Consider the following 25,009-nt stretch of genomic DNA (forward strand, 5'->3'; position numbering starts at 1 on the left):
GAGTAAGAACCCCACATGACCAGTCAGTCCACCCTGCAGTCCGTGCCTGCCCTGGGGACGCGCCCTGCGTCCGGCTCGAACCCGAGCCGTGCCGAGACCCGGGAGCAGCTCTCCAAGGCGTCGTACGATCTCCTCGTCATCGGCGGCGGCATCCTGGGCATCTCCACCGCCTGGCACGCCGCGCAGTCCGGCCTCAGGGTGGCCCTGGTCGACGCCGGCGACTTCGCCGGCGCCACCTCTTCCGCCTCCTCCAAGCTGCTCCACGGCGGTCTGCGCTACCTGCAGACCGGCGCGGTGAAGCTGGTGGCGGAGAACCACTTCGAGCGCCGTGCGGTCTCCCGCCAGGTGGCCCCCCACCTGGCGAACCCGCTCACGTTCTACCTCCCCGTGTACAAGGGCGGGCCGCACGGCGCGGCGAAGCTCGGGGCGGGCGTCTTCGCCTACTCCGCGCTGTCGGCTTTCGGTGACGGCGTCGGCCACCTCCTGTCCCCGGCCAAGGCCGCGCAGGACGTGCCCGAGCTGCGCACCGACAACCTCAAGGCCGTGGCCGTGTACGGCGACGACCAGATGAACGATGCCCGCATGGCGCTGATGACGGTCCGCGCGGCCGTCGAGGCGGGCGCGGTCGTCCTCAACCACGCCGAGGTCACCGGCCTGCGGTTCACCAAGGGCCGGGTGACGGGCGCCGACCTGCGCGACCGCCGGTCCGGCGACGAGTTCGGCGTCAACGCCCGTCTCGTCCTGAACGCGACCGGCCCGTGGGTCGACCACCTGCGCAAGATGGAGGACCCGGACGCGGCGCCCTCCATCCGCCTGTCGAAGGGCGCACACCTGGTCCTGAAGCGCACCGCCCCCTGGAAGGCCGCGCTCGCCACCCCCATCGACAAGTACCGCATCACCTTCGCCCTCCCCTGGGAGGACATGCTGCTGCTCGGCACCACCGACGAGGAGTTCGAGGGCGACCCGGCGAACGTCGCGGTCACCGAGAAGGACACGGCCCAGATACTCGACGAGGCCGCGTTCTCCATCCGCGACCAGCAGCTCGATCGTGACCTCATCACGTACTCGTTCGCGGGTCTGCGCGTGCTGCCGGGCGGCCCCGGCAGCACGGCGAAGGCCAAGCGCGAGACCGTGGTCACGGAAGGCCGTGGCGGCATGCTGTCCGTCGCGGGCGGCAAGTGGACGACGTTCCGGCACATCGGGCGTACGGTCATGAAGAAGCTGGAGGCGCTGCCGGGCCACCCGCTGGGCGAGGACTTCGAGCCGATCTCCTCGCTGCCGAAGAAGCTGCCGCTGCCCGGCGTCGCCAACCCGCGCGCGGTCGCCCACCGACTGCTGGTCGACCACCCGGCGCCCGGCCCGCGCATGGCGGCCGACACCGCCAGGCACCTGGCCACCCACTACGGTTCGCTGGCCTTCGACATCGCCCGGCTGGCCAACGACAACCCGGAGCTGGGCCGGCGCGTCCACCCGGACGCCCCCGAGATCCTGGCGCAGGTCGTCTACGCCCGCGACAACGAGTGGGCGGAGACGACGGACGACGTACTGCGCCGCCGTACGACGCTGACGATCCGGGGCCTGGCCACGGACGACGTCCGCGCCAAGGTGCAGGACCTGCTCGACAAGAAGTAGGCGGTACGACGGGAAAGGGGCGGCTCCACACCCATGGAGCCGCCCCTTCCGCGTGCCCGGCTCGCCTCGTGGGTTCGTTGTCAGTGCCTGGTGCCTCCATGGGCGTACGACCATCGATCAGGCGGATCCCACCGAATGGGCGGCCCTGCCGGAGGCCTTCGCAGTGGACCGTGCTCCGCCAGGTGCTCAACCACGGTTCGCTCGTGCTGGGGACGGACGGGGACGCCATGAACTGGCACCTCGTCGTGACGACCGGCTCGCGTGGGCGCGGCGCCGGCCCGCACGGACACGGCAGTCGCCCGCTGTCCGGTGTCCGACCTGAAGCCGGGCTGCGGGATCGCGCCCGTGCCGCGGCTGCTGAGCGCCGGTGTGACCGTGCGGCTGGGCACGGACGGGGCCGTCAGCTCCAGCTCGCCGGACGTGCTGGGGGCGATGCGACAGACGGCGCTGGTGCCCGAGGCGGGGGGGCGACCCGACGGCGGTCGGAGCCGAGCAGGCCGTCCGGATGGCGACGCTCGAGGGCGCCCCGCCGCTGGGCCTCGGGGAGCGGCTCGGCTCGCTGGAGGCGGGCGAGCGGGCCGACCTGATCGTGGTCGAGCTGACGCGCGGCGTCTGCGGCCGCACCACGACCCGTGGTCGACGCTCGCGTACACCGCGCACTCGGCGGACGTGCGGGACACGGTCGTCGACGGGCGGGTGCTGATGCGCGGCCGGACGCTCACCACGCTCGCCGAACGGGCCGTGATCGCGGATCTGGAGGCACTGCTCCGATCTGCCCCCATAATGGCGGCTGAGACATCCGATGTCTGGATCCGATGCCTGGGTCCTATGTCTGGATCCGATGTCTGGGCGATGAACGACAGGGAGGCCGGTCATGGCAGTCACCGACGAGGCGATCGAGAAGATCAAGGGCATGATCGTCTCGGGTGCGCTGCGCCCCGGGGACCGGCTCCCCAAGGAGAGTGAGCTGGCCGCAGAGCTGGGCCTGTCCCGCAACTCCCTGCGGGAGGCGGTGCGCGCCCTGTCGCTGATCCGGATCCTGGACGTGCGCCAGGGCGACGGCACCTACGTCACCAGCCTCAACCCACAACTGCTCCTGGAGGCGCTGAGTTTCGTCGTCGACTTCCACCGCGACGACACCGTCCTGGAGTTCCTGGCGGTGCGTCGCATCCTGGAGCCGGCCGCGACCGCGATGGCCGCCCTGCGCATCAGCGAGCAGCAACTGGACGCGCTGGACGCCCAGTTGGACAAGCTCGGCAACGCGCCGTCGGTGGAGGAACTGGTCGCCTGCGACCTGGAGTTCCACCGGGGCATCGTGCAGAGCGCCGGCAACTCGGTGCTGTGCTCGCTGCTCGACGGCCTGTCCGGACCCACCACCCGGGCCCGGATCTGGCGCGGTCTGACGCAGGAGGACGCCGTCTCCGGCACCCTGCGCGAGCACCGGGCGATCCTGGCGGCCCTGCGCGACCGGGACGCCGAGGCGGCGCGGTCGTGGGCGACGGTGCACATCGCGAGCGTGGAGCAGTGGCTGCGGTCCTCGCTCTGAGAGGCACCCGGTGTGGGGTGTCCGGGGATGGTGAACGGGGCAGTGATCCGTTCACTCCCCCGTACAAGGGGGCTGCGGGCGCCCCCGCAGAACGCCGTAAGGTTGGGTGGTCAAGCGAGGGCACGTCGGAAGGAGGCGCTGGGTGATCGAGCTCGAGGGGGTTCCCGAGCTGATCGACCCGGTCATGGTGGCCGCGTTCGAGGGCTGGAACGATGCCGGCGACGCCGCCTCCACCGCGGTCGGGCACCTGGAGCGGGAGTGGAAGGGCGAGGTGTTCGCGGCGCTGGACGCCGAGGACTACTACGACTTCCAGGTGAACCGCCCCACGGTGTGGATGGACGCCGGCGTGCGCAAGATCACGTGGCCGACGACGAGGTTGTCGGTCGTCCGGGTCGGCGGCGAGAAACCGCGCGACCTGGTGCTGGTACGCGGCATCGAACCATCCATGCGCTGGCGTTCGTTCTGCAACGAACTGCTGGGCTTCGCGCACGAGTTGGGCGTGGAGCTGGTGGTCATCCTGGGCGCCCTGCTCGGTGACACCCCGCACACGCGTCCGGTGCCGATCAGCGGGACGACGTCGGACGCTGACCTGGCGCAGCGGATGGACCTGGAGGAGACCAAGTACGAGGGCCCCACGGGCATCGTCGGCGTCCTCCAGGAGGCGTGCACACACGCGGGGGTGCCCGCGGTCAGCCTCTGGGCGGCCGTGCCGCACTACGTCTCCCAGCCGCCGAACCCGAAGGCGACGCTGGCCCTCCTGAACCGTCTGGAGGACCTGATCGACGTGCGCATCCCGCTGGGCGAGCTGCCCGAGGACGCGCGCGCCTGGCAGGTGGGCGTGGACCAGCTGGCCGCCGAGGACAGCGAGGTCGCCGAGTACGTGCAGACGCTGGAGGAGGCCCGGGACACCGCGGAGCTGCCGGAGGCGTCGGGCGAGGCGATCGCCCGCGAGTTCGAGCGGTATCTGCGGCGCCGGGACGGCGGCGGGCCGCCCGACCCCGGCGAGCGCACACGGCCGCCGAAGCCACCGAAGCCGATCGGGGAGATCGGGGAGATCGGGGACTCCTCCGACGACGAGGATTCGTCGGAGGACTGAACGGGCTGAAGTGCCTGGCAGGGGCGGTGCGCCGGAGCGCACCGCCCCTGCGTCACACCTGGTCCACGGCCACCGCGTCGTACTCGGTGTCGGGGGTGGGCTCGACGTCGAAGCGCGCGTTGGGCAGGTAGAGACGGTCGCCCCAGGCCGCGACCGTCGTCGGGATGCGGAAGCGCGGGTCGGTGATCCGGGCGATCGCGGTGCCCCGGGTGCCGGCCGCGTTCAGCCGGAAGACGTCGATCGCGTTCTGCTGTTGCTGGACGGCGTAGAGGATCCTGCCGAGCAACAGCAGACCGTCCCCGTTGGGCAGCCGGGCCGTGCCCAGGTCCACGGCGCGGGCGGTCCCGGTGCGCGGGTCGACCCGCATGAGGCCGCCGCCGCCGGCGAAGGCGTTGACCAGGAGCAGGGCGCTGCCGTCGGGCGTGCGCTCGATGCCGTTGGCGGTGAAGTCGTCGCCCTGGACCCAGTCGCCGCCCAGCGGGACGGTCTCCACGTCCTCGGGTGTGCCGTGTCGGCCGAGGACCAGCTTGTACAGCAGTGGCTTGAAGGAGTCGGTGAACCAGGCGGCGCCTGGGGTGAGGATCACGTCGTTCACGAAGGCGCCGCCGGTGGCATACACCTTCCCGGTCTCGCCGGTGCGGGCGTCGGCGACACGGATCTCGCCACTGGCACCACCGGCGAGGAAGAGCCTGGCGTGCCGGTCGATCTTCAGGCCCACGGTGGGATGCCCGGCGCCGAGGCCCTGGACGACGACGGAGCCCCGGCCGGTGGCGAGGCCGGCGCGGTAGACGGCGCCGTCGGCCAGGGAACCGAAGTGGGCGAAGGGGCTCGCCCCGATGGTGATGCCCTCGGGCTGGAAGCCGTCGGGCAGTGGGAACGCGGCCGGCCACCCGGCCCCGCCCGTCTCGGCCGCGTGAGCGGTGCCGGTGGTGCCGAGCAGGGCCGCGCCGGACAGGGCGGCGGCCGTGGTGAGGAGTCTGCGTCGGGCGAAGGAACGGTCTAAGGATCGATCTGAGGAGCGGTCTGTGGGTATCACGGTGCGTCCTTCCGCGTGGGACCGGCGGTGGCCGGTGAACGGTCGACGATCACCCACAGCCCATCACAGGTCGGCAGCCTCCGGCCGGGAATTGCGCGAGAGGGGCGCTTCCGCCATGGCGGAAGCGCCCCTCTCCTCGGCTCTCCTGCGTTACAGCGCCACGCCCAGCAGCGCGTCCACGGCCCGGGACACGACGCCGGGGGCGCCGATGTCCGTGCCGCCCCGCTCCTGCTGGAGCGCGGCCCAGCGGTCGACGGCGGCGAGTGCGGCCGGGGCGTCGAGGTCGTGGGCGAGGGCCTCGCGGATCTCGTCGACGAGTGCCTCGGCGGGCGGTCCGTCGGGCCGGGAGACGGCGGCACGCCAGCGCGCGAGCCGGGCCTCGGCGTCCGCCAGGACCTGGTCGGTCCACTCCCAGTCGGCCCGGTAGTGGTGGGCGAGGAGGGTGAGCCGGATGGCGGCGGGGTCGACGCCGTCCTGGCGCAGCTTCGAGACGAAGACGAGGTTGCCCTTGGACTTGGACATCTTCTCGCCGTCGAGGGCGACCATGCCGGCGTGGACGTACGCCTTGGCCATGGGGAACTCGCCGGTCAGCACCTGGGCGTGGGAGGCGCCCATCTCGTGGTGCGGGAAGGCGAGGTCGGAGCCGCCGCCCTGAACGTCGAAGCCCATCCCGAGGTGGTCGAGGGCGATGGCCACGCACTCGATGTGCCAGCCGGGCCGGCCACGGCCGAGCGAGCCGCCGTCCCAGTCGGGCTCGCCCTCGCGGGCGGCCATCCACAGCATCGGGTCGAGCGGGTTCTTCTTGCCCGGGCGGTCCGGGTCGCCGCCGCGCTCGGCGGACAGCAGCCGCATGGCCGCGGCGTCGAGGTTCGAGACCTTGCCGAAGTGCGGGTCGGACTCGACGGAGAAGTAGATGTCGCCTTCGAGTTCGTAGGCGGCGCCGGCGTCCCGCAGCCGCTCGACGAGCGGCACGATGCCGGGTATCGCCTCCACGGCGCCTATGTAGTGCCGCGGCGGGAGCATCCGCAGGGCCGTCATGTCCTCGCGGAAGAGGACCGTCTCCTTCTCGGCGAGGGCGACCCAGTCGACGCCGTCGCGTACGGCCCGCTCCAGCAGCGGGTCGTCGACGTCGGTGACGTTCTGGACGTAGTGAACCTGCCGCTTGGTGTCGAGCCACACGCGCTGAACCAGGTCGAACGCGTTGTAGGTCGCCGCGTGACCCATGTGGGTCGCGTCGTACGGCGTGATGCCGCAGACGTAGATACGGGCGACGGGACCGGGGTCGAGGGAGACCAAGCCGCCGGTCGCGGTGTCGTGGATCCTCAGGTCGCGGCCCTGACCAGGCAGGGCGGGGACCTCGGAAGCGGGCCAGGCATGCATGTCATGAGCCTAACCGGACGGAAGTTACGTGTACGAACCGGAGCAGCGGGATGGCCGGGAAGGCGCTCTTGCGTGACTCCGTCCGAGGTGACCGTGAGCGGCTAGACCGGGGGCCAGGGGATCGCCGGCCAGTCGCCGCTCGGCTCCGGGTGCTTCCCGGACTCCAGCAGCGCCTCGGCACGCGCGCGCGTGGCGCCGAGTTCGGCGGGGGTGATGAGCGCGGTCAGGGTTGCGGCCAGCCGTCCGCCGGGTTCCAGGGCGCCCGTGAGGCTCTTGAGGACCTCGACGGCCTCGCCGGTCAGGGGCTCCCCCGCCCAGCCCCACAGGAGCGTGCGCAGCTTGTTCTCGGCGTTGAAGGTGACGCCGTGGTCGATGCCGTAGAGCCGGCCCTCGGCGGTGGGCAGCAGGTGGCCGCCCTTGCGGTCGGCGTTGTTGATCACCGCGTCGAGGACGGCGAGCCGGCGCAGCCGTTCGTCGTCGGCGTGCACCAGCAGCGCGGTGCGGCCCTCGCCGACCTCGGCGAAGCCGATCGCCTTCCAGCCCGGCTCGGGCTCCTCCCCGTCCACGAGGGCGAGCAGTTCGGTCTCCGGGGCCGTCTCGATCCACAGCTGGCACATGCCCTCGCCGTAGGGCCCCTCGCGCAGCACGGTGGGCGGGACGAGACCCCAGCCGGTCGCCTCGGAGACCTCGTACGCGGCGACCTCGCGCTGGGCGAGGGTGCCGTCGGGGAAGTCCCACAAGGGTCTCTCCCCGGCGACGGGTTTGTAGACGCAGGCGGCCTCGCGGCCCTCGTGCGTGACGGCGCAGTACAGGGCCGCGTTCGAGGCGTCGCGGATGCGTCCGCGGACGACGAGCTCGCCGTGGGCGAGGAGTTCGGCGAAGGCCGGGTCGGTGGTCGTCACGCCCCCCGGCGGTATCCGTTCTGGCGCGGACATACGTGTCCTTCCGGGTCGAGCGGCAGGCTGCACAGCGGGCACGGCGGCCGGCCGGCGTTGACGACGTCGAGAGCTCGCTTGGCGAAGGCTCTCGCCTGCGCGCCGGTGAGCCGGACCCGCAGCATCGGGGGCCCGTTCTCGTCGTCCTGGAGGAGTTTTTCCTCGGCCTCGGCGAGATCCTCCTCGGAGTCCGCCTCGAGCTCCACGAGGGCCTGCGCCTCGACGATCATGCGCTGCTCCTCGCCGTCCCAAGCGAGGGCCATGGTGCCGACCCGGAACTCCTCCTCGATCGGGGTGTCGAGGGGGGCCGTGTCGGTGTTCTCGGCGGGCGACACGGCGGGCACCGGGGCGCTGCCGCCGCTACGGCGTACGACCTCGTCCAGCAGCTCGTCCATGCGCTCGGCGAGCGCGGCGACCTGGGTCTTCTCCAGGGCCACGCTGGTCACCCGGGTGCCGGCGGTGGCCTGGAGGAAGAAGGTACGGCGCCCGGGCAGTCCGACCGTACCGGCCACGAAGCGGTCCGGGGGGTCGTAGAGGAACACCTGACGGGACACGTCCTGTCTCCATGGGAATCGTGGGTCATCGTGGATCGGGGAAGGGGTGGGGGAACGTCCGTGCGGGTACGCGCGCGTACATGGACCGCTTCACCCTACTGCGGCCGACGATCACGGTGCGCCCGCACCGCCCCCGACCGTCGCGTCCCCGGCAGGGGGTTCCTCGCGCGGCGCGAGGGAGGCGAAGTCCCCGGTGTCGCCGAGGCGCACGAGAAAAGGACGCAGCCGGGTGTAACGGATCGCGGTGATGGAACACGGTTCGACAGAGATTCGCTGGAAGAGGTCGAGATGAAGTCCGAGGGCGTCCGCGACGAGCGACTTGATGATGTCGCCGTGCGAGCACATCACATAGACGGCGTCGGCGCCGTGGTCGCGCTCCACGCGCGCGTTCCACTCGCGCACAGCCTCGGCGGCGCGGGTCTGCATGGCCCGCAGGGACTCTCCCCCGGGGAAGGCGGCCGCGGAGGGGTGCGCCTGCACGACCTCCATCAGGGGCTCGTCCATCAGCTCGGCGAGCTTGCGGCCGGACCAGTCGCCGTAGTGGCACTCCCCGATCCGCTCGTCGGTGTGCGCGCGCAGGCCGGGGCGGGCGTCGAGGAGGGGTTGGATCGTCTCCTGGCAGCGTTGCAGGGGGCTGGCGACGACCTCGGCGATCGGCAGCGCGTCGAGCCGCCCGGGCAGCGCGGCGGCCTGCGCGGCGCCGCGCTCGTCGAGGGCGACGCCCGGCGTCCAGCCGGCGAGCAGTCCGGAGGTGTTGGCGGTGGACCGGCCGTGCCGGACGAGGATCAACGTGGGCATGCGGCCCAGCGTAGGCGTACCAGGGGGTGCGCCGGCCGGCGGACGGCGGGAGAATACGCCCCGTGATCGTCGACTGCGCCATCTACCGCGACGGGCGCCGCTCGGAGGGGCCCGCGGACTTCTCCGACGCCCTGGCGCAGTGCCGGGGCGGGGCTGACGCCTTCGTCTGGATCGGGCTGTACGAGCCCACGGAACCGGAGTTCGACAAGGTCGCGGCGGAGTTCGGGCTGCACCCCCTGGCCGTCGAGGACGCCCTGAACGCGCATCAGCGCCCCAAGCTGGAGGTGTACGACGACTCGCTGTTCATGGTCCTCAAGCCCGTGGGGTACGAGCCGAAGAGCGACATCGTCTCCTCCGGCGAGGTGATGGTCTTCGTCGGCGACTCGTTCGTGGTGACAGTGCGGCACGGTGAGGAGGCGCCCCTGGGTGCCGTGCGGCACCGTCTGGAGGAGGAGCCCGAGATGCTCCGGCACGGCCCCACGGCGGTGCTGTACTCGATCGCCGACGCCGTGGTCGACCACTATGTCGACGTGGCGGGCGAGTTGGGCACCGACCTGGAGGGGCTGGAGGCGGAGGTGTTCTCGCCGACCGGCGGAGGCTCGCGGCACACGGCGTCCCGCATCTACTCCTTCAAGCGGCAGGTCCTGGAGTTCCGCAGGGCCACGGGCCCGCTGGCGCAGCCGCTGGACCGGCTCGCGGGCGGGGGTCTCTTCGGCGTGCGCGTGCCGTTCGTCCACGGGGAGGCACAGCCGTTCTTCCGCGACGTCAGCGACCACCTCACGCGCGTGAACGAGTCCGTCGAGGGGCTGGACCGGCTGGTGTCGGACGTCCTCTCGGCGCATCTGGCGCAGATGAGCGTCCGGCAGAACGACGACATGCGGAAGATCTCGGCGTGGGCGGCCATGGCCGCGGTCCCCACGATGATCGCGGGGATCTACGGCATGAACTTCAAGCACATGCCGGAGCTGCGCTGGGGGTGGTCCTATCCGGTGGTGATCCTGCTGATGGTCGGCCTGGAGGTGCTGCTGTACCGGCTGTTCAAGCGGCGCGGCTGGATGTAGCGGCGCGGCCTCCCGTGGACACCCGGCCGGTTCAGGCGAACTCGGGAGCCGTGGTGGCCGGGGTGCCGAGCGCGTCGCGGCGCTCGGGCATCTCCAGGCAGACCATCCGCCGCCAGCCCGCGAACCGCTCCCACGCGTACACGCCGTGGATGCCCGCCGCGAGGACGGCCGACTTGGCCCTGGGCCAGCCGAGGATGCGGCTCATGTGGGCCATGACGGCCAGGCTGACGTCCCGGTGGATCCGGATCTCGGCGAGCGCGCACGCGCGCAGCGTCCGCTGGATGGCGCGGCCGTGCCCCGCACGGGCGAAGCGCAGCAGTTCCTCGTGGCAGTAGGCGAGGTGGTTGTCCTCGTCGTTCGAAATCATCTTCACCGCTCGCCCGATGTCGGGGTGGTCCGCGAAGTGCCTGCGCAGCAGCTCCATCTGCTCGGAGGCCCGCTGTTCGGTGACCCGGCTGTGGGCGAGGTAGGTGATGATGTCCTGGACGCTCAGCGGCCGGTCCGCCGCGAGCCGGTCGTGGGCGAGGCCGATGCCGCCCCGCTCCAGGAGCATCGTGTAATCGGTGTCGGGCGGGACGGGCACGGGGTCGAGGCCGCGCTTCTTCATCAGCGCGTTGAAGATCCGCCCGTGTTTGTCCTCGTCGGCGCCATGGCGGGTGATCTTGGGGGCCAGGTCGCGTGCGCTCTGCGGGACGAGCACGGCGATCCGGGCGTTCTCCCAGCCGCCCTGCGACTCACCCCCGGCGGCGATGGAGCAGAAGAGCGCGAAGGACTCGTCGTTGTCGATGATCTCCTGGAACAGACTCTTGGCCGAAAGCATGCAAATCAGTCAAATGTGGCGGGGCAAGTGTCGCAACAGCTGTGTACGACAACTCCGCCAGAAGGAGGACGTCCGCAGTCACGACGAGGGCGTAACCGCGCGCGTCCCGGCGCGTTGTTCCCCGTGACGGCCGTGGCGGGGAAGACCCCCGAGCCCCCACCACGGCCGCTGAAGCTCCTAGGCGAGCCCCGCCAGTTCCAGGGCCTGCGCGCCCGCCCGCAGCGAGGCGAGGCGCTCGTCGAGGGTGAAGCCCGCGGGGGCGAGGGTGAGGGTGGTGACGCCGGCCGCCGCGTAGGCCTTCATCCGGTCGGCGATCCGCTCCACCGAACCCAGCAGCGTGGTCCGGTCGATCAGCTCGTGCGGAATGGCGGTCGCGGCGCCCTGCTTGTCTCCGGACAGGTACTTGTCCTGGATGTCGGCGGCCGCCGCCTCGTACCCCATCCGCTGCGCCAGCTGGTTGTAGAAGTTCTGCTTGCGGCTGCCCATGCCGCCGACGTACAGCGCGGTGTAGGGGCGGAAGGTGTCGGCGAGCCGCTCGACGTCCTTGTCGTCGCCGACGGCCAGCGGCAGCGTCGGGCAGATGTCGAAGCCCTCCAGGGTCTTGCCGGCCTTCTCGCGTCCGGCCCGCAGGTGCTTGACCGCGGTGTCCTCCAGGTGGTCGGCGGACGGGAAGATGAGCAGCGCGCCGTCGGCGATCTCGCCGGTCTGCTCCAGGTTCTTCGGTCCGATCGCGGCGATGTACAGCGGGATGTGCTCGCGCTCCGGGTGCACGGTGAGCTTGATCGGCTTGCCCGGGCCGCCCGGCAGCGGCAGCGTCCAGTGCTCGCCGTCGTACGCCAGCCGCTCCCGCGTCATCGCCTTGCGGACGATCTCGACGTACTCGCGCGTACGGGACAGCGGCTTGTCGAACTTGACGCCGTACCAGCCCTCGGAGACCTGCGGGCCGGAGACTCCGAGGCCGAGGCGGAAGCGGCCGCCGGAGAGGGAGTCGAGGGTGGCGGCCGTCATCGCGGTCATCGCGGGCTGGCGCGCGGGGATCTGGAAGATGGCCGAGCCGACGTCGATCCGCTCGGTATGCGCGGCGACCCAGGTGAGCACGGTGGCCGCGTCCGACCCGTAGGCCTCGGCGGCCCAGCAGACCGCGTACCCGAGGCGGTCGGCCTCCTGGGCGACGGCGAGGTTGTCGCCGTCCATTCCGGCACCCCAGTAGCCGAGGTTGATCCCGAGCTGCATGGCCGATTCCCCTTACTGATCAGTAACGACGCTGTTGCGGAGACAGTAGCGCGGGGGCGGCCCTCGGGTCAGGCCGCGGTCCCGCTGCGCGGGGCCCGCGCGCGAAGACACCGGCCGTCCGGCCTGCGCGGAACTCGGCTCCCCTCGCGCGGATTCGGTTGTCCACAGGCAACCCACTGCCCAGTTCTGGCCAGTAATCTCGGCGTTCATGGAGCAGAGGCATCTCGGCCGCACCGGCCTGCGTGTGTCCCGCATCGGGCTCGGCACCCTGACCTGGGGCCGTGACACCGACGAGCACGACGCCGCGGACGTCTTGAAGACGTTCTGGGAGGCGGGCGGGACCCTCGTCGACACGGCCGACGTGTACGGCGACGGGGACGCCGAGTACCTGCTCGGGCGGCTCATAGGGGGCCTGGTGCCGCGCCGGGACCTGATCATCTCGACGAAGGCGGGCAGCGTGCCCGACCCGGACCGCCGCTTCGACGGCTCGCGGGGCCACCTCCTCGCCGCCCTCGACGCCTCGCTGGCCCGGCTCGGCACGGACTACGTCGACGTGTGGCAGGTGCACGCCTTCGACCCGGACACCCCTCTGGAGGAGTCCCTGCAGGCCCTCGACATCGCTGTCGCCAGTGGTCGCGCCCGGTACGCCGGGGTCTCCAACTTCTGCGGCTGGCAGCTCGCCAAGGCGGCCACCTGGCAGCTCTGCGCACCGGGTACCCGCACGCGGCTGGCAGCGACGCAGATGGAGTACTCGCTGCTGCAACGCGGCATCGAGCGCGAGGTGCTGCCGGCCGCGCTGGATCTGGGCATCGGCCTGCTGCCCTCGTCTCCACTGGGTCGCGGCGTCCTCACCGGCAAGTACCGGGGCGACGCCCTGCCGCCGGACTCGCGCGGCGCCTCGGACCACTTCGGGCTCTTCGTCGAGCCGTACCTGGACGACACAGCGAGCCGCATCGTGGACGCCGTGTCGACCGCCGCGGACGGGCTGGCGGTGACCCCGCTCCAGGTCGCCCTCGCCTGGGTCCGCGACCGGCCCGGCGTGGCCGCCCCGATCGTCGGCGCGCGCAACGCGCAGCAGCTCACGGCGGCATTGTCAGTGGAGGCCCTTAGTCTTCCTGACGAGATCTGCCGGGCGCTCGACGACGTGTCGGCGCCCGTGCACCGCTATCCCGATCACGACTGGAGCACGCTGTGAGCACGGAGCCGGTTCCCCCGGAGAACACGGAGAACGCCGGGCAGGCGACGCCGGGGGCGACCGCCGAGGGCGACGGAACCGGCGAGCCGCCGACCGCGGAGACCGAGGGCACGACGCAGGCCCCTGGGGCCGGCACCGGCAAGGGCGCGGACGAGACCGACGCGAGTCCGGACGGCAGCGCCGAGGGCAGCGCTGAGGGCAGCGGGTCGGTGGCCGCCGAGGGTGGTGACGCGGAAGCCGCCGCCCAGCTCTCCGAGGCGCAGGCCGAGCTCGCCGCGCAGAAGCTCGAGCGGGAGCGGATCGAGCGGCGCAAGGCCGAGAAGGCGGCGCCCATCGCCGCCGGGGCCAAGCTCAGCGGGAAGGCCGCCGACCTGCTGGCGGCCGTACGCGCCGTGGAGGGTGGCGCGAAGCCGCCGGCCACCGTCTTCGCCGCGGCGGAGCCCGCCCCGCGCCGACCCGCCCCGGAGCCCGTACGACGTCCACAGTCGGTGGCCGCGGAGGCCGCCGCGGCGCCGGCGCCCGCGCCGGACACCGGCGAGGGCGTGCGCCGCGTGCTGGCCGACGGCGGCGCACCCGAGGCGCTCGCGCCGCAGGCCGCCGCCGCGCTCGGCGAAGGCGGCGAGGACCTGCTGCGCGAGGACCCGTGGCAGCTGCTGCGCGTCCCCGGTGTGCGGCCCGAGCAGGCCGACGGGTTCGCGCGGACGCTGCTCGGCCCGGAGTGCGCCCCCGACGACGAACGACGCGCTCGCGCGGTGACGGTCTGGCTGCTGGAGCAGGCCGCGCTGGCCGGGCACACCGCCCTGGAGCTGCCGACGCTCACCGCGGCCCTCGGCCGGCAGGCCGTGCCGGACGCGGACGCTGCCGTGCAGAGCACGCTGGCCGAGGGTGAGGCCCTCGTCTTCCGGGACGCTCTGGAGGCGCCCGGAGCCGCGCAGCCTGCGACGGACACCGAAGAAGGCGGCGAAGAGGGCGGCGAAGAGGGCGGCGAAGAGGGCGAGGAGTCCCGGCCGCTCCGGGTCCTGGTCGGTCTGGAGCGGTACGCGCTCGCGGAGGAGAGCCTCGCCGACGCGCTGGCCCGCGTGGTCAATTCCCTGGCCAAGGAGGCCTCCACGCCGTGGGAGTCGGCGACGGCCGCCGCGTCCGGCAGCGCGGCCGAGCTGATTCGCGCCGTCGCCGGGCACGCTCTGGTGCTGCACACCGGTGGCGAGGCCGCCCGTGCCGAACCGGCGGCCCTGATCACCGCGGCCCGCGCCCTGGACCTGCGCACCGTCGCGGCCTGCCACACGCCGGACGGACGGCGCCGGTTCGCGGCGCTCCTGGGCGAGGCGGACGACGACGTCGTGACCGTCCCCGGTCTCCTCGCCGGCACCGAGGGTCCCGGACGGGACGCCGACGGGGCCTTCGCCCTCGACGTGCTGGTCGTGCTGGACGCGCCGCAGCTGGACGTGGAGACGGCCGCGATGCTGGCGGAGTCGCTGCCGGACGGGGCACGGCTGGTGCTCAGCGGGGATCCGGCGGTGCTGTGGTCGGCCGGCCCGGGCCGGGTCTTCGCCGACCTGATCGCAGCCCGGGTGTGCCCGCAGGTCGCCTCGCGCACGCCCGACCCGGGGCCGCTCGGCGAGTTGGTCTCCGGCGTCGGCATCGGCGAGCTGAACCAGGTCGAGGCGCCCGGCAAGGAGATCGTGATCGTGCCGGTGCGGGACGCGGGCGAGGCCGTGCACCGGACCGTGCAGCTCGTCGCCGACTCGGTGCCGCGGGCCTTCGGGATCGCGCCCGAGGAGACGGTGGTGATCACCCCGGGTCACGGCGGCGCGGCCGGTGCGCGCGCGCTGAACGCCGCTCTCAAGGAACGGCTCAATCCGGGCCCCGGCCGCTTCGGCGGCTTCGACCCCGGCGACCGCGTCGCCCACTCCCCCGTGCCGGGCCGTACGGTGCCGGGCCGGGTGGTGACGGCGGACGCGCAGGGGTTGCACCTGACGTGTGCGGGCGCCTCCGTGGTCGTACCGAGGGAGCGGGTGGAGCAGTCCGTGCGGCACGGGTGGGCGCTGACCGCGCACCAGGCGGTGGGCAGCCGCTGGCCCGCGGCGGTCGTGGTGCTGCCCGGGGACGCGGCACAGGCCCTCTCCCGCCCCTGGGTGTACACGGCCTTCGGCCGGGCGGAGCGCCATCTGTCCGTGGTGCACGGCGTCGAACAGGCGCTGCCGAACGCCGTCGCCGAGGTTCCGGCCAAGCCCCGCACGACCCGGCTGCCGGTACTGCTGCGCACCCAGGTCCCGGCCGCGGACAGGCCCTACTAGAACGGCGGCGGTCACGAGGGGCTCCCCCTCGTGACCGCCGCCGTCATGACCTCCCGGAAGCCACCGGGCCTGCGGCTAGCGATCCGCGTCCAGCGGCTCCAGGTCCTCGTCCTCGATCTCGTCCACGAGATCTTCGCCGTCGTCGTCCTCGAGTTCGTCGAAGACCGAGCTCACGTCGAATCGGCAGACCACCCGGCCGGGATCGGCCTGGTCGAACGGTGTCTCCAGCCACTCGCCCGGCTCGGCCGGTTCCTCGGCGGCCAGCACCCACAAGGTGGAGTCGCCCTCCTCCAGGCCGAACTCCTTGTGCCGGGAGGCGATCTCGTCCGGTTCGAACTCGCCGAACAGAATGCCCAGCGCCCCGTGCACGGTGCCCGCGACCTCCGCGCCCACTCCGTCGTCGTCCGCCGCCTCGACCCGCTGGGCCAGCGCCATCAGCCGCTGTGGCTCCGCGACGGCGTAGTCGCGGCGGATCAGCACGCTCAGCGCGTTCGGCTCCTCAGGACCCTCGTACGGCGGCAGGGAGTCCTCTGTGCCAGGGATCTCGAAGGGCGTTACCTCGTCATAGCGGTCGTAGAGCAGTTCGTCGTAGACCTCGGCGGCCGCGGCCAGCTCGTTGAACGCCTCGTAGACGGCCGGGTCGTCCTCACCCGTCCTGCGTTCGACCGCGGCCAGGTGGCGGTCGAGCGCGGTCTTGACCGCCTCGGCGGCGGCTCGTACCTCGGCAGCGGTGGGCTGCGCAGCATCAGACATAGTGCAGACGCTATCCGTACCGAGCCCCAGCCCGCACAATAGATGCGATGCCGGAATACGAATTTGTCGACGTGTACGTACCGCGCGGGGTTTCCCGCAAGGAGGCGACACGACTGCTGACCGACCATGCCGAGTACGGACACTGGGAGTTGGACCGCCTGAGCCTGCTGCGTGACGGCAGCCGGAGGGTGCGGTTGCGCCGGCGCATCATCCGCCAGGTGCGGGCCACGTGGTGAGGTGAGACGACGGAAACGGAGCGGGCCCCGCCGAGGCGGGGCCCGCTCCGTTGTGTGCGGCGCCGGGAGGGTTACGCCGTGGGGCGTGCCTTGCGGTAGAGCACCGCACCCGCGAGCAGCGCGACCGCACCGGCCGGCAGGACCAGGCCCATCGGCAGTTCGCTGCCGGTGTGCGCGAGTTGCGCGGCGGCGTGGGCGGAAGGGGCGCCGGCCGGCGTCACGTGATCCGAGGTGGACGGCACGGTCCCGGGCCGGGACGGGCTGGACTGGTCGTGCTCGCCCGGCTCGGCGGGGCGCTGGTGACCGGGCCTGCTCGGCGTCTCGTGGCCGCGGGACGGAGGCGTGTGCACGCCGGAACCGCTGTCGTTGGCGCAGTCGCTGCCCATCGACGGGTTGAGGATCCCGACGGCGTCGACGCTGTTGCCGCACACGTTCACCGGCACGTCGATCGGTGCCTGGACGTGGTTGCCGGAGCCGACACCGGGCGATCCGCCGGTGTGCCCATCCGCGTGCGCACCTCCGAAGCCCCCGGACGCGCCGGAGCCCCCATACCCGCCGGAGTCGCCGTACGCGCCGGAGTCGCCCTGGCTTCCGCCGTGGTTCCCGCCCTGGTTCCCGCCGCGGTTTCCGCCCTGGCTGCCGCCGCCTCCCCGGTGGTCGCCGTATCCGCCCGACGACGCACCGCCGCCGCCCTTGTTGGCACAGGAGTTGCCGAAGGACGGGTTGAGGATCCCGACGACGTCGACGGTGTTGCCGCAGACGTTCACGGGGACGTTGACCGGCGCCTGCACCGAGTTGCCCGACAGGACGCCGGGCGAGTCCGTGGCGGAGCCGGTCGCGCCGGCGTCGGCGTGGGCGTAGCCGCCGGCTGCCGCGATCACCCCCGTGGCCGCCGCCACGGTCATGAGGCTTTTGCGGGTGACGTGTCGCATTACTGAATCCCTGCTTTCGATCTAGTCCTCGTCCCGAATTGCTCGCATCATTGCAGCTGTTCGATTTCTTCGGGCTATTCGACTTTCTTCGGCTTTTCCTTCGGAAAACGACCGGTCGGCCCCGGAGCGCAGGGCGTGCACTCCGGGGCCGACGGTGTGGACGACCCCTCAGCGGGTCGTCCTCACTTGTTGACGCAGATGGTGCCGAAGGCAGGGTTCAGCAGCCCGACCGCAGAGATCGTGTTGCCGCAGACGTTCACCGGGACGTGCACCGGAACCTGGATCACGTTGCCGGACGCGACACCCGGGGAGTGCACCGCAGCACCCTGGGCACCGGCGTCGGCGACGGCCAGGCCCGCGCCCGCGAGAACCAGCCCACCAGTGGCAGCCGCAGCAGCGACGACCTTCTTGATCATTATTCCTCCTTATTGACAAAGCGACCCCAAGCAGCGGATCACATCACCAGTAACGAGGAGGAATTAATGAGGCTACGCGCTTATCGTCGCATTCACTCTTCCCAGTCACGCCCGCACAGGCGCACGATTAATAAAATCTCGTTTCACCGGGACGATTCAGGACGCGTCGATGAAGCGGTCGAGCACGCGCACGCCGAACTTCAGCCCGTCCACCGGCACCCGCTCGTCGACGCCGTGGAACATCCCGGCGAAGTCCAGCTCCGGGGGCAGCTTCAGCGGGGCGAAGCCGAAGCCGCGGATGCCGAGGTCGTCGAAGGACTTGGCGTCCGTGCCGCCGGAGAGCATGTAGGGGATGGCCTTGGCGGTCGGGTCCTCGGCGAGCAGCGCGGACTGCATGGCCTCGACGAGCGGCCCGTCGAAGGAGGTCTCCAACGCCTTGTCGGAGTGCACGTCCTCGCGGCGCACCTTCGGGCCGAGGATCCGGTCGAGGTCGGCGAGGAACTCCTCCTCGTGCCCGGGCAGGAAGCGGCCGTCGACATGCGCGGTGGCCTCGCCAGGGATGACGTTGACCTTGTAACCGGCGCCGAGCTGGGTCGGGTTGGCGGTGTTGCTCAGGGTCGCGCCGATCAGCTTGGCGATGCCGCCCAGCCGAGCGAGCGTGGACTGCATGTCCTCGGGGTCCAGCTCGGTGCCGAGCGCGTCGCCGAGCTCGTCGAGGAACGCCCGGGTCGTCTTGGTGACCCGCACCGGGAAGGTGTGACGGCCGAGCCGCGCGACAGCCTCGGACAGCTCGGTGATCGCGTTGTCCCGGTGGATCATCGAACCGTGTCCGGCGGTGCCGGCGACGGTGAGCTTCATCCAGTGCATGCCCTTCTCGGCCGTCTGGATGAGGTAGAGCCGCCGCTCCTCGCTCACGGTGAACGAGAACCCGCCGACCTCGCTGATCGCCTCGGTGACGCCCTCGAAGAGGTCGGGGTGGTGGTCGACGAGGTGGCGGGCGCCGTAGAGGCCGCCGGCCTCCTCGTCGGCGAGGAACGCGAGGACGATGTCACGCGGCGGACGGCGCCCGGAGCGCAGCCGGTCGCGGACGACAGCCAGCGTCATCGCGTCCATGTCCTTCATGTCGACCGCACCCCGCCCCCACACACACCCGTCGGCGACCTCGCCGGAGAAGGGGTGGTGGGTCCAGTCGACCGCGTTGGCCGGGACGACGTCGAGGTGGCCGTGGATGAGCAGCGCGGGCCGGGACGGGTCCTCGCCCTCGATCCGGGCCACGGTGGAGGCCCGGCCCGGGTGCGACTCGAAGATCTTCGGTTCGAGGCCCACCTCGGCGAGCTTCTCGGCGACCCATTCCGCCGCCTTGCGCTCACCGGGACCCGAGTGGTCGCCGTAGTTGCTGGTGTCGATCCGGATCAGCTCGCGGCAGAGGTCCACGACCTCGTCCTCGCCGGTGACGCTCCTGGCCGTGTCGTCCGTCGCGCTCACGCTGCTTCCTCCCGCTGTCACTGCTGCTGGTCCCCTTCATCCTCCCTCTCCCCCACGCCACCGCCCAAGACCGGTCCCGGCCCGTCACACGCCGTTCACGCCGAACGCGGCTGCGGGCCGGTGGGTCGGCGGGCCGCCCGTGATCGGGGCACCCCGGAAAGCCTGGTAATGTTTACGTCGTCGCCGCGAGGGAAACCCCGCACGACAGACACCTTGTCCGGGTGGCGGAATGGCAGACGCGCTAGCTTGAGGTGCTAGTGCCCTTTATCGGGCGTGGGGGTTCAAGTCCCCCCTCGGACACAGAACCAGAGAGGGTGGTTCCGGCCAGTGGGCCGGGGCCACCCTCTCCGGCATGCCGGACGAGCAGCTCGGGGCCCAGAGCCCACAGCTCGTGACGCTCGTACACGCGCCGTACGGCGACGCGCAGGGCGGAGGCCGGCAGGTCGGGCACGCCGGAGGGCCACTCCCGGGTCGGGATCCCCTCCACGAGCCGCCGGTCCACGAACTCGTCCGACTCCGCCGGCCGAGCGAGGAAGTTCTCCACCGCCGGCAGCTGCCGCGGGGCCCTGGGCGCCACCAGCCAGTGGAGGAGCCGGGGGGCCACACGCAGGGCCCGGGCCTCCAGATGGGTCTCGATGCCGCGGTCGGTGTCCATCGGCCGGGACCGCGGCAGAAGGCGCTCGTACAGCAGCACCCGGCACAGCTCGCCCATCTCCGCGCCGGTGTACTCGCGTTCCCCCAGCACGCCGGGGACGAGGTTCTGGGCCTGGCAGTTCAGTCGCCGTCCGAGGATGTGGACGAGGTGGGTCACCGACGCCTCGCTCAGGAGTCTGTGGCGCAGGGTCATGCGCAGGTCACGGGCGTGGGGGCCGTGCGGATCGCGCAACCGCCCGACCAGTTCGTCGCGGACCCGGTCTCCCATCGGCCGCCTCGTCCTGGGGCGCTTCCTGATCCTCGGGGTGGGGAGCTCGTTCAGGAAGCGGGTGTCGCGCGCCTCCCTCAGGATCGCGTCGCGCTCCCGTTCCGATCGCCGCGTGGGGGGCTTCCCGCCGGTACGGGTCGCTCGGCGGCGTGCTGACGGCAGGGGCGCTCGAGCCTGGGCGGGACCGCCGGGGGGAGCGGCCGGGCGGGCCCGCCGAGCCCCGTACTTCCACACTCGTCAAGCACTTGCAGTTGGCGCTGCCCGTCACCCGCATCGCCCCCGTCCTGCGTGAATGGGCGTCAGCATTGCGGAATCCGGAGGGACTGGATGTAGCCGTTCACATGATGCGACGCTCGAGCGGGAGCATGTCTGAGAGCACGCGCCCCAGGCGCACGGACTGTCCCCGGCTTCACCGCTCCACGCCCCCACAAAGCGGGCTCGAACACTGCGCGGTGACGATGTGTCAGGCCGTGCCGCGAATGGGCGATCCCCGGTCGAATCGGGCGTCCTCCCGCCGATGTGGGGCAACTCTCGCCGTCGCACGGTTCGCCCAGGTCAGGGCGTTGCCGACGGTCTGACCTCGATCCCCGAACGGCCGCCCCAAGTGGCCGACGCAGGGGGGCGACACTAGCGTCGTACTAAAATTTCCGGCTTGTTACGGAGCTGGACCGGACAACCCCAGGCAGACCTGCGGGCCCGCCGGCGCCCCGGAGGCTTCCGGGATCGAGACGCGAGGACCGATGGCAGCCATACACGAGAGCAGTGCTCTCGGCCTGCTCGACGACGAAATCCGCGCACAACTCGGCGACCGCGCCCGCTTCTCCGGCGGCCCCGCCGCCTCTCCGCGCACCCTCGTGGACGTCTTCGACGCGTCCGTGCGGTCCTACCCGGACGAGCTCGCCCTGGACGACGGCACCACGCCCCTCACCTACCGCGCCCTCGCCGTCGAGGTGGAGAACCTCCGGCGCCGGCTCGCCGCCGCCGGGGTCGGCCTCGGCGACCGGGTGGGCGTCCGCGTCCCGTCCGGCACCAACGACCTCTATGTGGCGATCCTGGCCGTCCTCGCCGTCGGCGCGGCCTACGTCCCGGTGGACGCCGAGGACCCCGACGAGCGGGCCGAGCTGGTGTTCGGTGAGGCGGACGTACGGGCCGTCCTCGGCGCCGGGCACGCGATCGCCGTCCACGGCACGTCCGAGGCGGCCGCCGGCCGGCCGGGCACCGAGCACGACGCGTGGATCATCTTCACCTCCGGCTCCACCGGGAAGCCGAAGGGCGTCGCGGTCAGTCACCGCAGCGCCGCGGCCTTCGTGGATGCCGAGGCCGCGCTGTTCCTCACCGACGAGCCGATCGGGCCCGGTGACCGGGTCATGGCGGGGCTGTCGGTGGCCTTCGACGCCTCCTGCGAGGAGATGTGGCTGGCCTGGCGGTACGGGGCCTGTCTGGTGCCCGTGCCGCGCTCGCAGGTCAGGAGCGGTGCCGATCTCGGGCCGTGGCTGGTCGAGCAGGAGATCACCGTGGTCTCCACCGTGCCGACACTGGCCGCGCTCTGGGAGCCCGAGACCCTCGACGAGGTACGGCTGCTGATCTTCGGCGGCGAGGCCTGCCCGCCCGAGCTGGTGCAGCGGCTGGTGACGGAGGGCCGGGAGGTCTGGAACACGTACGGGCCGACCGAGGCGACCGTGGTCGCCTGTGCCTCGCTGATGTCCGGCGAGGAGCCGATCCGGATCGGGCTGCCGCTCAGGGGCTGGGAACTGGCCGTCGTCGACGAGGCCGGGGAACCCGTACCGATGGGCGGCAGCGGCCAGCTGGTGATCGGCGGGGTCGGACTCGCGCGGTATCTCGACGCCGAGAAGGACGCGGAGAAGTACGCGCCGCTGAAGTCGCTGGGCTGGGAGCGGGCGTACCGCAGCGGTGACCTGGTGCGCGCCGACGCCGACGGGCTCGTCTTCCTCGGACGGGCCGACGAGCAGATCAAGCTCGGCGGGCGGCGGATCGAGCTGGGCGAGGTGGACGCGGCACTCCAGGCGCTGCCGGGCGTCGCGGGCGCCGCTGCCGCCGTGCGGACCGCGCGCAGCGGCAACCAGCTGCTGGTCGGGTATGTCGTCACGCAGGACGGCTGGGACCGGGCGGCGGCCGTGGAACGGCTGCGGGCCGAGCTGCCCGCCGCCCTCGTCCCGCTGCTGGCGCCGGTCGAGGACCTGCCGACCCGCACCTCCGGCAAGGTCGACCGCAACGCCCTGCCGTGGCCCCTGGAGGGCCTGGAGACGGGCGGGCCGGCCGAGCAGCTCTACGGCACCGAGGCGTGGCTTGCCGAGCAGTGGACAGAAGTCCTCGGCATCCCCGTGGGCCGTGCCCGCGACGACTTCTTCGCGATCGGCGGCAGCAGCCTCGCCGCCGCCCAGCTGACGACGCGGCTGCGCACCCGCTACCCGAGCGCCGCCGTCCTCGACATCTATCAGCAGCCCACCGTGCGCAAGCTGGCCCGGCACCTGGAGGAGTCCGCGCAGGACGACGGGTCGGCCCGGGTCATCGCCCCGGTGCCGCCGCGCGCCAAGGTCACCCAGCTCCTGCTGCTCCTTCCACTGTTCACCCTGCTGGGGCTGCGCTGGACGGTGCCGCTGACCGTCCTCGGGAACCTGCTGCCCGCGTACGGCTGGCTGCCGACCGCCCCCTGGTGGCTGGTGGTGTCCGGTGCCCTGCTGCTGTTCAGCCCGCCCGGACGGCTCGCGATCGCCGCGGGCGGGGCGCGGCTGCTGCTGCGCGGTGTGCAGCCGGGGCGGTACCCGCGCGGTGGGAGCGTGCATCTGCGGCTGTGGACGGCGGAGCGGCTGGCCGAGTTCAGCGGGGCGACCTCACTGACCGGGTCCTGGCTGGAGCGGTACGCGCGGGCGCTGGGCGCCAAGGTCGGGCCGGATGTGGACCTGCACTCGCTGCCGCCGGTCACCGGCCTGCTGAAGCTGGGCCGGGGTGCGGCCGTGGAGTCCGAGGTGGACCTGTCCGGCCACTGGCTGGACGGTGACCGGCTGGAGATCGGCCAGGTCAAGGTGGGTGCGCACGCCGTGGTCGGCACGCGCAGCATGCTGTTCCCGGGCGCCCGGGTGGGCAAGCGGGCCGAGGTGGCGCCGGGTTCGGCGGTCACCGGTCAGATCCCCACCGGTCAGCGGTGGTCGGGGGCGCCCGCGGTCAAGCTCGGCAAGGCCAAGCGCAACTGGCCCAAGGAACGGCCGGCGCGGGGCACGTACTGGCGGGTGATGTACGGCCTGGCCGGTTTCGCGCTGACCTCGCTGCCGGTGCTGGCGGCGGGCGCGGCCCTGCTGGTGGCGAGCCTGTTCGTGGCGCCGGGCGACGGGCTCGGCGAGGCGCTGAAGGGCGCCGCGCTCGCCCTGGTGCCGGCCACGCTCGCCTTCGGGCTGGCGTACTGCGTGATGCTGCTGATCGCCGTGCGGCTGCTGAGCCTCGGCCTGCGCGAGGGCACGCATCCCACGCACAGCAGGATCGGCTGGCAGGCGTGGGCCGTCACCCAGCTCATGGACCGCTCGCGGGAGACCCTCTTCCCGCTGTACGCCGGGCTGGTCACGCCGGTGTGGCTGCGGCTGCTCGGGATGCGGATCGGCAAGGGCGCCGAGGTGTCGACGGTCCTCGCGCTGCCCAGCCTGACCACGGTCGGCGAGGGCGCGTTCCTGGCCGACGACACACTGACCGCGCCGTACGAGCTCGGTGGCGGCTGGATGCGGATCGGGCGGGCGGAGATCGGGCGGCGGGCGTTCCTCGGCAACTCGGGGATGACCGCGCCGGGGCGCAGCGTGCCGGACGGCGGCCTGGTGGGTGTGCTGTCGGCGACGCCGAAGAAGGCGAAGAAGGGCAGCTCGTACCTGGGGCTGCCGCCGGTGAAGCTGCCGCGGAACACCACCGACGGCGATCAGAGCCGGACCTACGAGCCGCCCGCGCGGCTGCTGTGGGCGCGCGCCCTGGTGGAGCTGTGCCGGATCGTGCCGGTGTTCTGCTCGGCGGGGCTGGCCGTGCTGACGGTGGCGGCGCTGTGCGCGCTGGGCGCCTGGGCGCCGCTGCTGTCCGGGCTCGTGCTGCTCGGGGCGGGTGCGGCGGCGGCTCTCGTCTCGATCGTGGCCAAGTGGCTGCTCGTCGGACGGCACCACAGCGGGGAGCATCCGCTGTGGAGCGGTTTCGTGTGGCGCAACGAGCTGGCGGACACGTTCGTCGAGGTGGTGGCCGTGCCGTGGCTGGCGGGCGCCGTGCCGGGCACGCCGGTGCTGACGGCGTGGCTGCGCGGGCTCGGGGCGCGGATCGGCCGGGGCGTGTGGGTGGAGAGCTACTGGCTGCCGGAGTCGGACCTGGTGACGCTGGAGGACGGGGCGACGGTCAACCGTGGGTGCGTCCTGCAGACTCACCTCTTCCACGACCGGATCTTGCGGACGGATACTGTTGTTCTCCGTGAGGGCGCCACGCTGGGCCCGGGCGGGATCGTGCTGCCCGGCAGCACGATCGGGGCCCGTACGACCCTGGGTCCCGCGTCGCTCGTCATGGCCGCGGAGTCCGTCCCGGACGACACCCGCTGGCTCGGCAATCCGATCGAGGCATGGCGTCCCTGAGGGCGGGCCACCCGGAGCCGGCGGGCGGTGCGCCGGCGTCGGGCGGTTCGAGCACAGGTCAGGGAGCGGACGGGG

The 25,009-nt window shown here is 72.4% G+C and carries 19 protein-coding genes, 1 tRNA gene and 1 pseudogene; 10 read left to right on the top strand and 11 right to left on the bottom strand.

Annotated features, from left to right (window positions below; all coding sequences use genetic code 11):
• The first annotated feature begins 15 nt into the window (after positions 1-15).
• The 4 genes and pseudogenes from OG289_RS11815 to OG289_RS11830 all read left to right on the top strand — a co-directional run bounded on the left by OG289_RS11815 (position 16) and on the right by OG289_RS11830 (position 4,274).
• Positions 16-1,632, top strand: a complete 1,617-nt coding sequence (locus OG289_RS11815; RefSeq protein WP_327313962.1) for a glycerol-3-phosphate dehydrogenase/oxidase — start codon at positions 16-18, stop codon at positions 1,630-1,632.
• A 267-nt stretch (positions 1,633-1,899) separates the two neighbouring features.
• Positions 1,900-2,400 (top strand): annotated as a pseudogene (locus tag OG289_RS11820) (amidohydrolase family protein); the annotation flags it as partial.
• 106 nt (positions 2,401-2,506) lie between these two features.
• The gene (locus OG289_RS11825) at positions 2,507-3,178 is read left to right on the top strand and encodes a FadR/GntR family transcriptional regulator (protein ID WP_327313963.1); all 672 of its coding nucleotides are present in this window, start codon (positions 2,507-2,509) and stop codon (positions 3,176-3,178) included.
• Positions 3,179-3,320: 142 nt separating this feature from the next.
• Positions 3,321-4,274 (top strand): PAC2 family protein, encoded by a 954-nt coding sequence (locus tag OG289_RS11830; protein WP_327313964.1) that lies wholly within the window; start codon positions 3,321-3,323, stop codon positions 4,272-4,274.
• Between the two features lie 52 nt (positions 4,275-4,326).
• Here the strand turns inward: OG289_RS11830 and OG289_RS11835 are convergent, their stop codons facing one another.
• From OG289_RS11835 to OG289_RS11855, 5 genes are all read right to left on the bottom strand, one after another.
• Positions 4,327-5,310, bottom strand: coding sequence for a superoxide dismutase (locus OG289_RS11835; protein WP_327313965.1), 984 nt, complete (start codon positions 5,308-5,310; stop codon positions 4,327-4,329).
• A 150-nt stretch (positions 5,311-5,460) separates the two neighbouring features.
• Positions 5,461-6,690, bottom strand: a complete 1,230-nt coding sequence (gene mshC, locus OG289_RS11840) for a cysteine--1-D-myo-inosityl 2-amino-2-deoxy-alpha-D-glucopyranoside ligase (RefSeq protein ID WP_327313966.1) — start codon at positions 6,688-6,690, stop codon at positions 5,461-5,463.
• Between the two features lie 101 nt (positions 6,691-6,791).
• Positions 6,792-7,625 (bottom strand): SCO1664 family protein, encoded by an 834-nt coding sequence (locus tag OG289_RS11845; RefSeq protein ID WP_327313967.1) that lies wholly within the window; start codon positions 7,623-7,625, stop codon positions 6,792-6,794.
• On the bottom strand, positions 7,589-8,179 hold the full coding sequence (locus OG289_RS11850) for a DUF3090 domain-containing protein (protein ID WP_327313968.1): 591 nt from the start codon (positions 8,177-8,179) through the stop codon (positions 7,589-7,591). Before OG289_RS11850 ends, OG289_RS11845 begins: the two co-directional genes overlap by 37 nt.
• Before the next feature lie 111 nt (positions 8,180-8,290).
• Positions 8,291-8,977, bottom strand: a complete 687-nt coding sequence (locus OG289_RS11855) for a histidine phosphatase family protein (protein ID WP_327313969.1) — start codon at positions 8,975-8,977, stop codon at positions 8,291-8,293.
• A gap of 62 nt (positions 8,978-9,039) precedes the next feature.
• On the opposite strand from OG289_RS11855, the gene OG289_RS11860 reads away from it, so the two are divergent.
• Positions 9,040-10,038: a magnesium and cobalt transport protein CorA gene (locus OG289_RS11860; RefSeq protein ID WP_327313970.1), complete on the top strand. Its 999-nt coding sequence runs from the start codon at positions 9,040-9,042 to the stop codon at positions 10,036-10,038.
• A 31-nt stretch (positions 10,039-10,069) separates the two neighbouring features.
• Here OG289_RS11860 and OG289_RS11865 read toward each other — a convergent pair whose 3' ends face one another.
• A complete protein-coding gene (locus OG289_RS11865) occupies positions 10,070-10,858 on the bottom strand; it encodes a ferritin-like domain-containing protein (protein ID WP_327313971.1) in 789 nt (262 codons plus the stop codon).
• Between the two features lie 177 nt (positions 10,859-11,035).
• Positions 11,036-12,091: an LLM class F420-dependent oxidoreductase gene (locus tag OG289_RS11870; protein ID WP_327313972.1), complete on the bottom strand. Its 1,056-nt coding sequence runs from the start codon at positions 12,089-12,091 to the stop codon at positions 11,036-11,038.
• 208 nt (positions 12,092-12,299) lie between these two features.
• Between OG289_RS11870 and OG289_RS11875 the strand changes: the two genes are divergently transcribed.
• Positions 12,300-13,286 (top strand): aldo/keto reductase, encoded by a 987-nt coding sequence (locus tag OG289_RS11875; RefSeq protein WP_327313973.1) that lies wholly within the window; start codon positions 12,300-12,302, stop codon positions 13,284-13,286.
• The gene (locus OG289_RS11880) at positions 13,283-15,583 is read left to right on the top strand and encodes a helix-hairpin-helix domain-containing protein (protein ID WP_327313974.1); all 2,301 of its coding nucleotides are present in this window, start codon (positions 13,283-13,285) and stop codon (positions 15,581-15,583) included. Before OG289_RS11875 ends, OG289_RS11880 begins: the two co-directional genes overlap by 4 nt.
• A 75-nt stretch (positions 15,584-15,658) precedes the next feature.
• Here the strand turns inward: OG289_RS11880 and OG289_RS11885 are convergent, their stop codons facing one another.
• A complete protein-coding gene (locus tag OG289_RS11885) occupies positions 15,659-16,336 on the bottom strand; it encodes a hypothetical protein (RefSeq protein WP_327313975.1) in 678 nt (225 codons plus the stop codon).
• Positions 16,337-16,383: 47 nt separating this feature from the next.
• Between OG289_RS11885 and OG289_RS11890 the strand changes: the two genes are divergently transcribed.
• Positions 16,384-16,572: a DUF5703 family protein gene (locus tag OG289_RS11890; RefSeq protein WP_014671721.1), complete on the top strand. Its 189-nt coding sequence runs from the start codon at positions 16,384-16,386 to the stop codon at positions 16,570-16,572.
• Positions 16,573-16,643: 71 nt separating this feature from the next.
• Here OG289_RS11890 and OG289_RS11895 read toward each other — a convergent pair whose 3' ends face one another.
• The 3 genes from OG289_RS11895 to OG289_RS11905 form a co-directional block, all read right to left on the bottom strand.
• Complete coding sequence (locus OG289_RS11895; protein WP_327313976.1) at positions 16,644-17,504, bottom strand: chaplin; 861 nt, start codon at positions 17,502-17,504, stop codon at positions 16,644-16,646.
• Between the two features lie 182 nt (positions 17,505-17,686).
• On the bottom strand, positions 17,687-17,920 hold the full coding sequence (gene chpH / locus OG289_RS11900; protein WP_327313977.1) for a chaplin ChpH: 234 nt from the start codon (positions 17,918-17,920) through the stop codon (positions 17,687-17,689).
• A 156-nt stretch (positions 17,921-18,076) separates the two neighbouring features.
• Positions 18,077-19,405, bottom strand: a complete 1,329-nt coding sequence (locus tag OG289_RS11905; RefSeq protein ID WP_327313978.1) for a M20/M25/M40 family metallo-hydrolase — start codon at positions 19,403-19,405, stop codon at positions 18,077-18,079.
• 215 nt (positions 19,406-19,620) lie between these two features.
• On the opposite strand from OG289_RS11905, the gene OG289_RS11910 reads away from it, so the two are divergent.
• Positions 19,621-19,705 (top strand) — tRNA-Leu (locus tag OG289_RS11910).
• A gap of 1,362 nt (positions 19,706-21,067) precedes the next feature.
• Positions 21,068-24,934, top strand: a complete 3,867-nt coding sequence (locus OG289_RS11915; protein WP_327313979.1) for a Pls/PosA family non-ribosomal peptide synthetase — start codon at positions 21,068-21,070, stop codon at positions 24,932-24,934.
• The last annotated feature ends 75 nt before the right edge of the window (positions 24,935-25,009 follow it).

The sequence above is a fragment of the Streptomyces sp. NBC_01235 genome, from assembly GCF_035989285.1.
Lineage (GTDB): Bacteria > Actinomycetota > Actinomycetes > Streptomycetales > Streptomycetaceae > Streptomyces.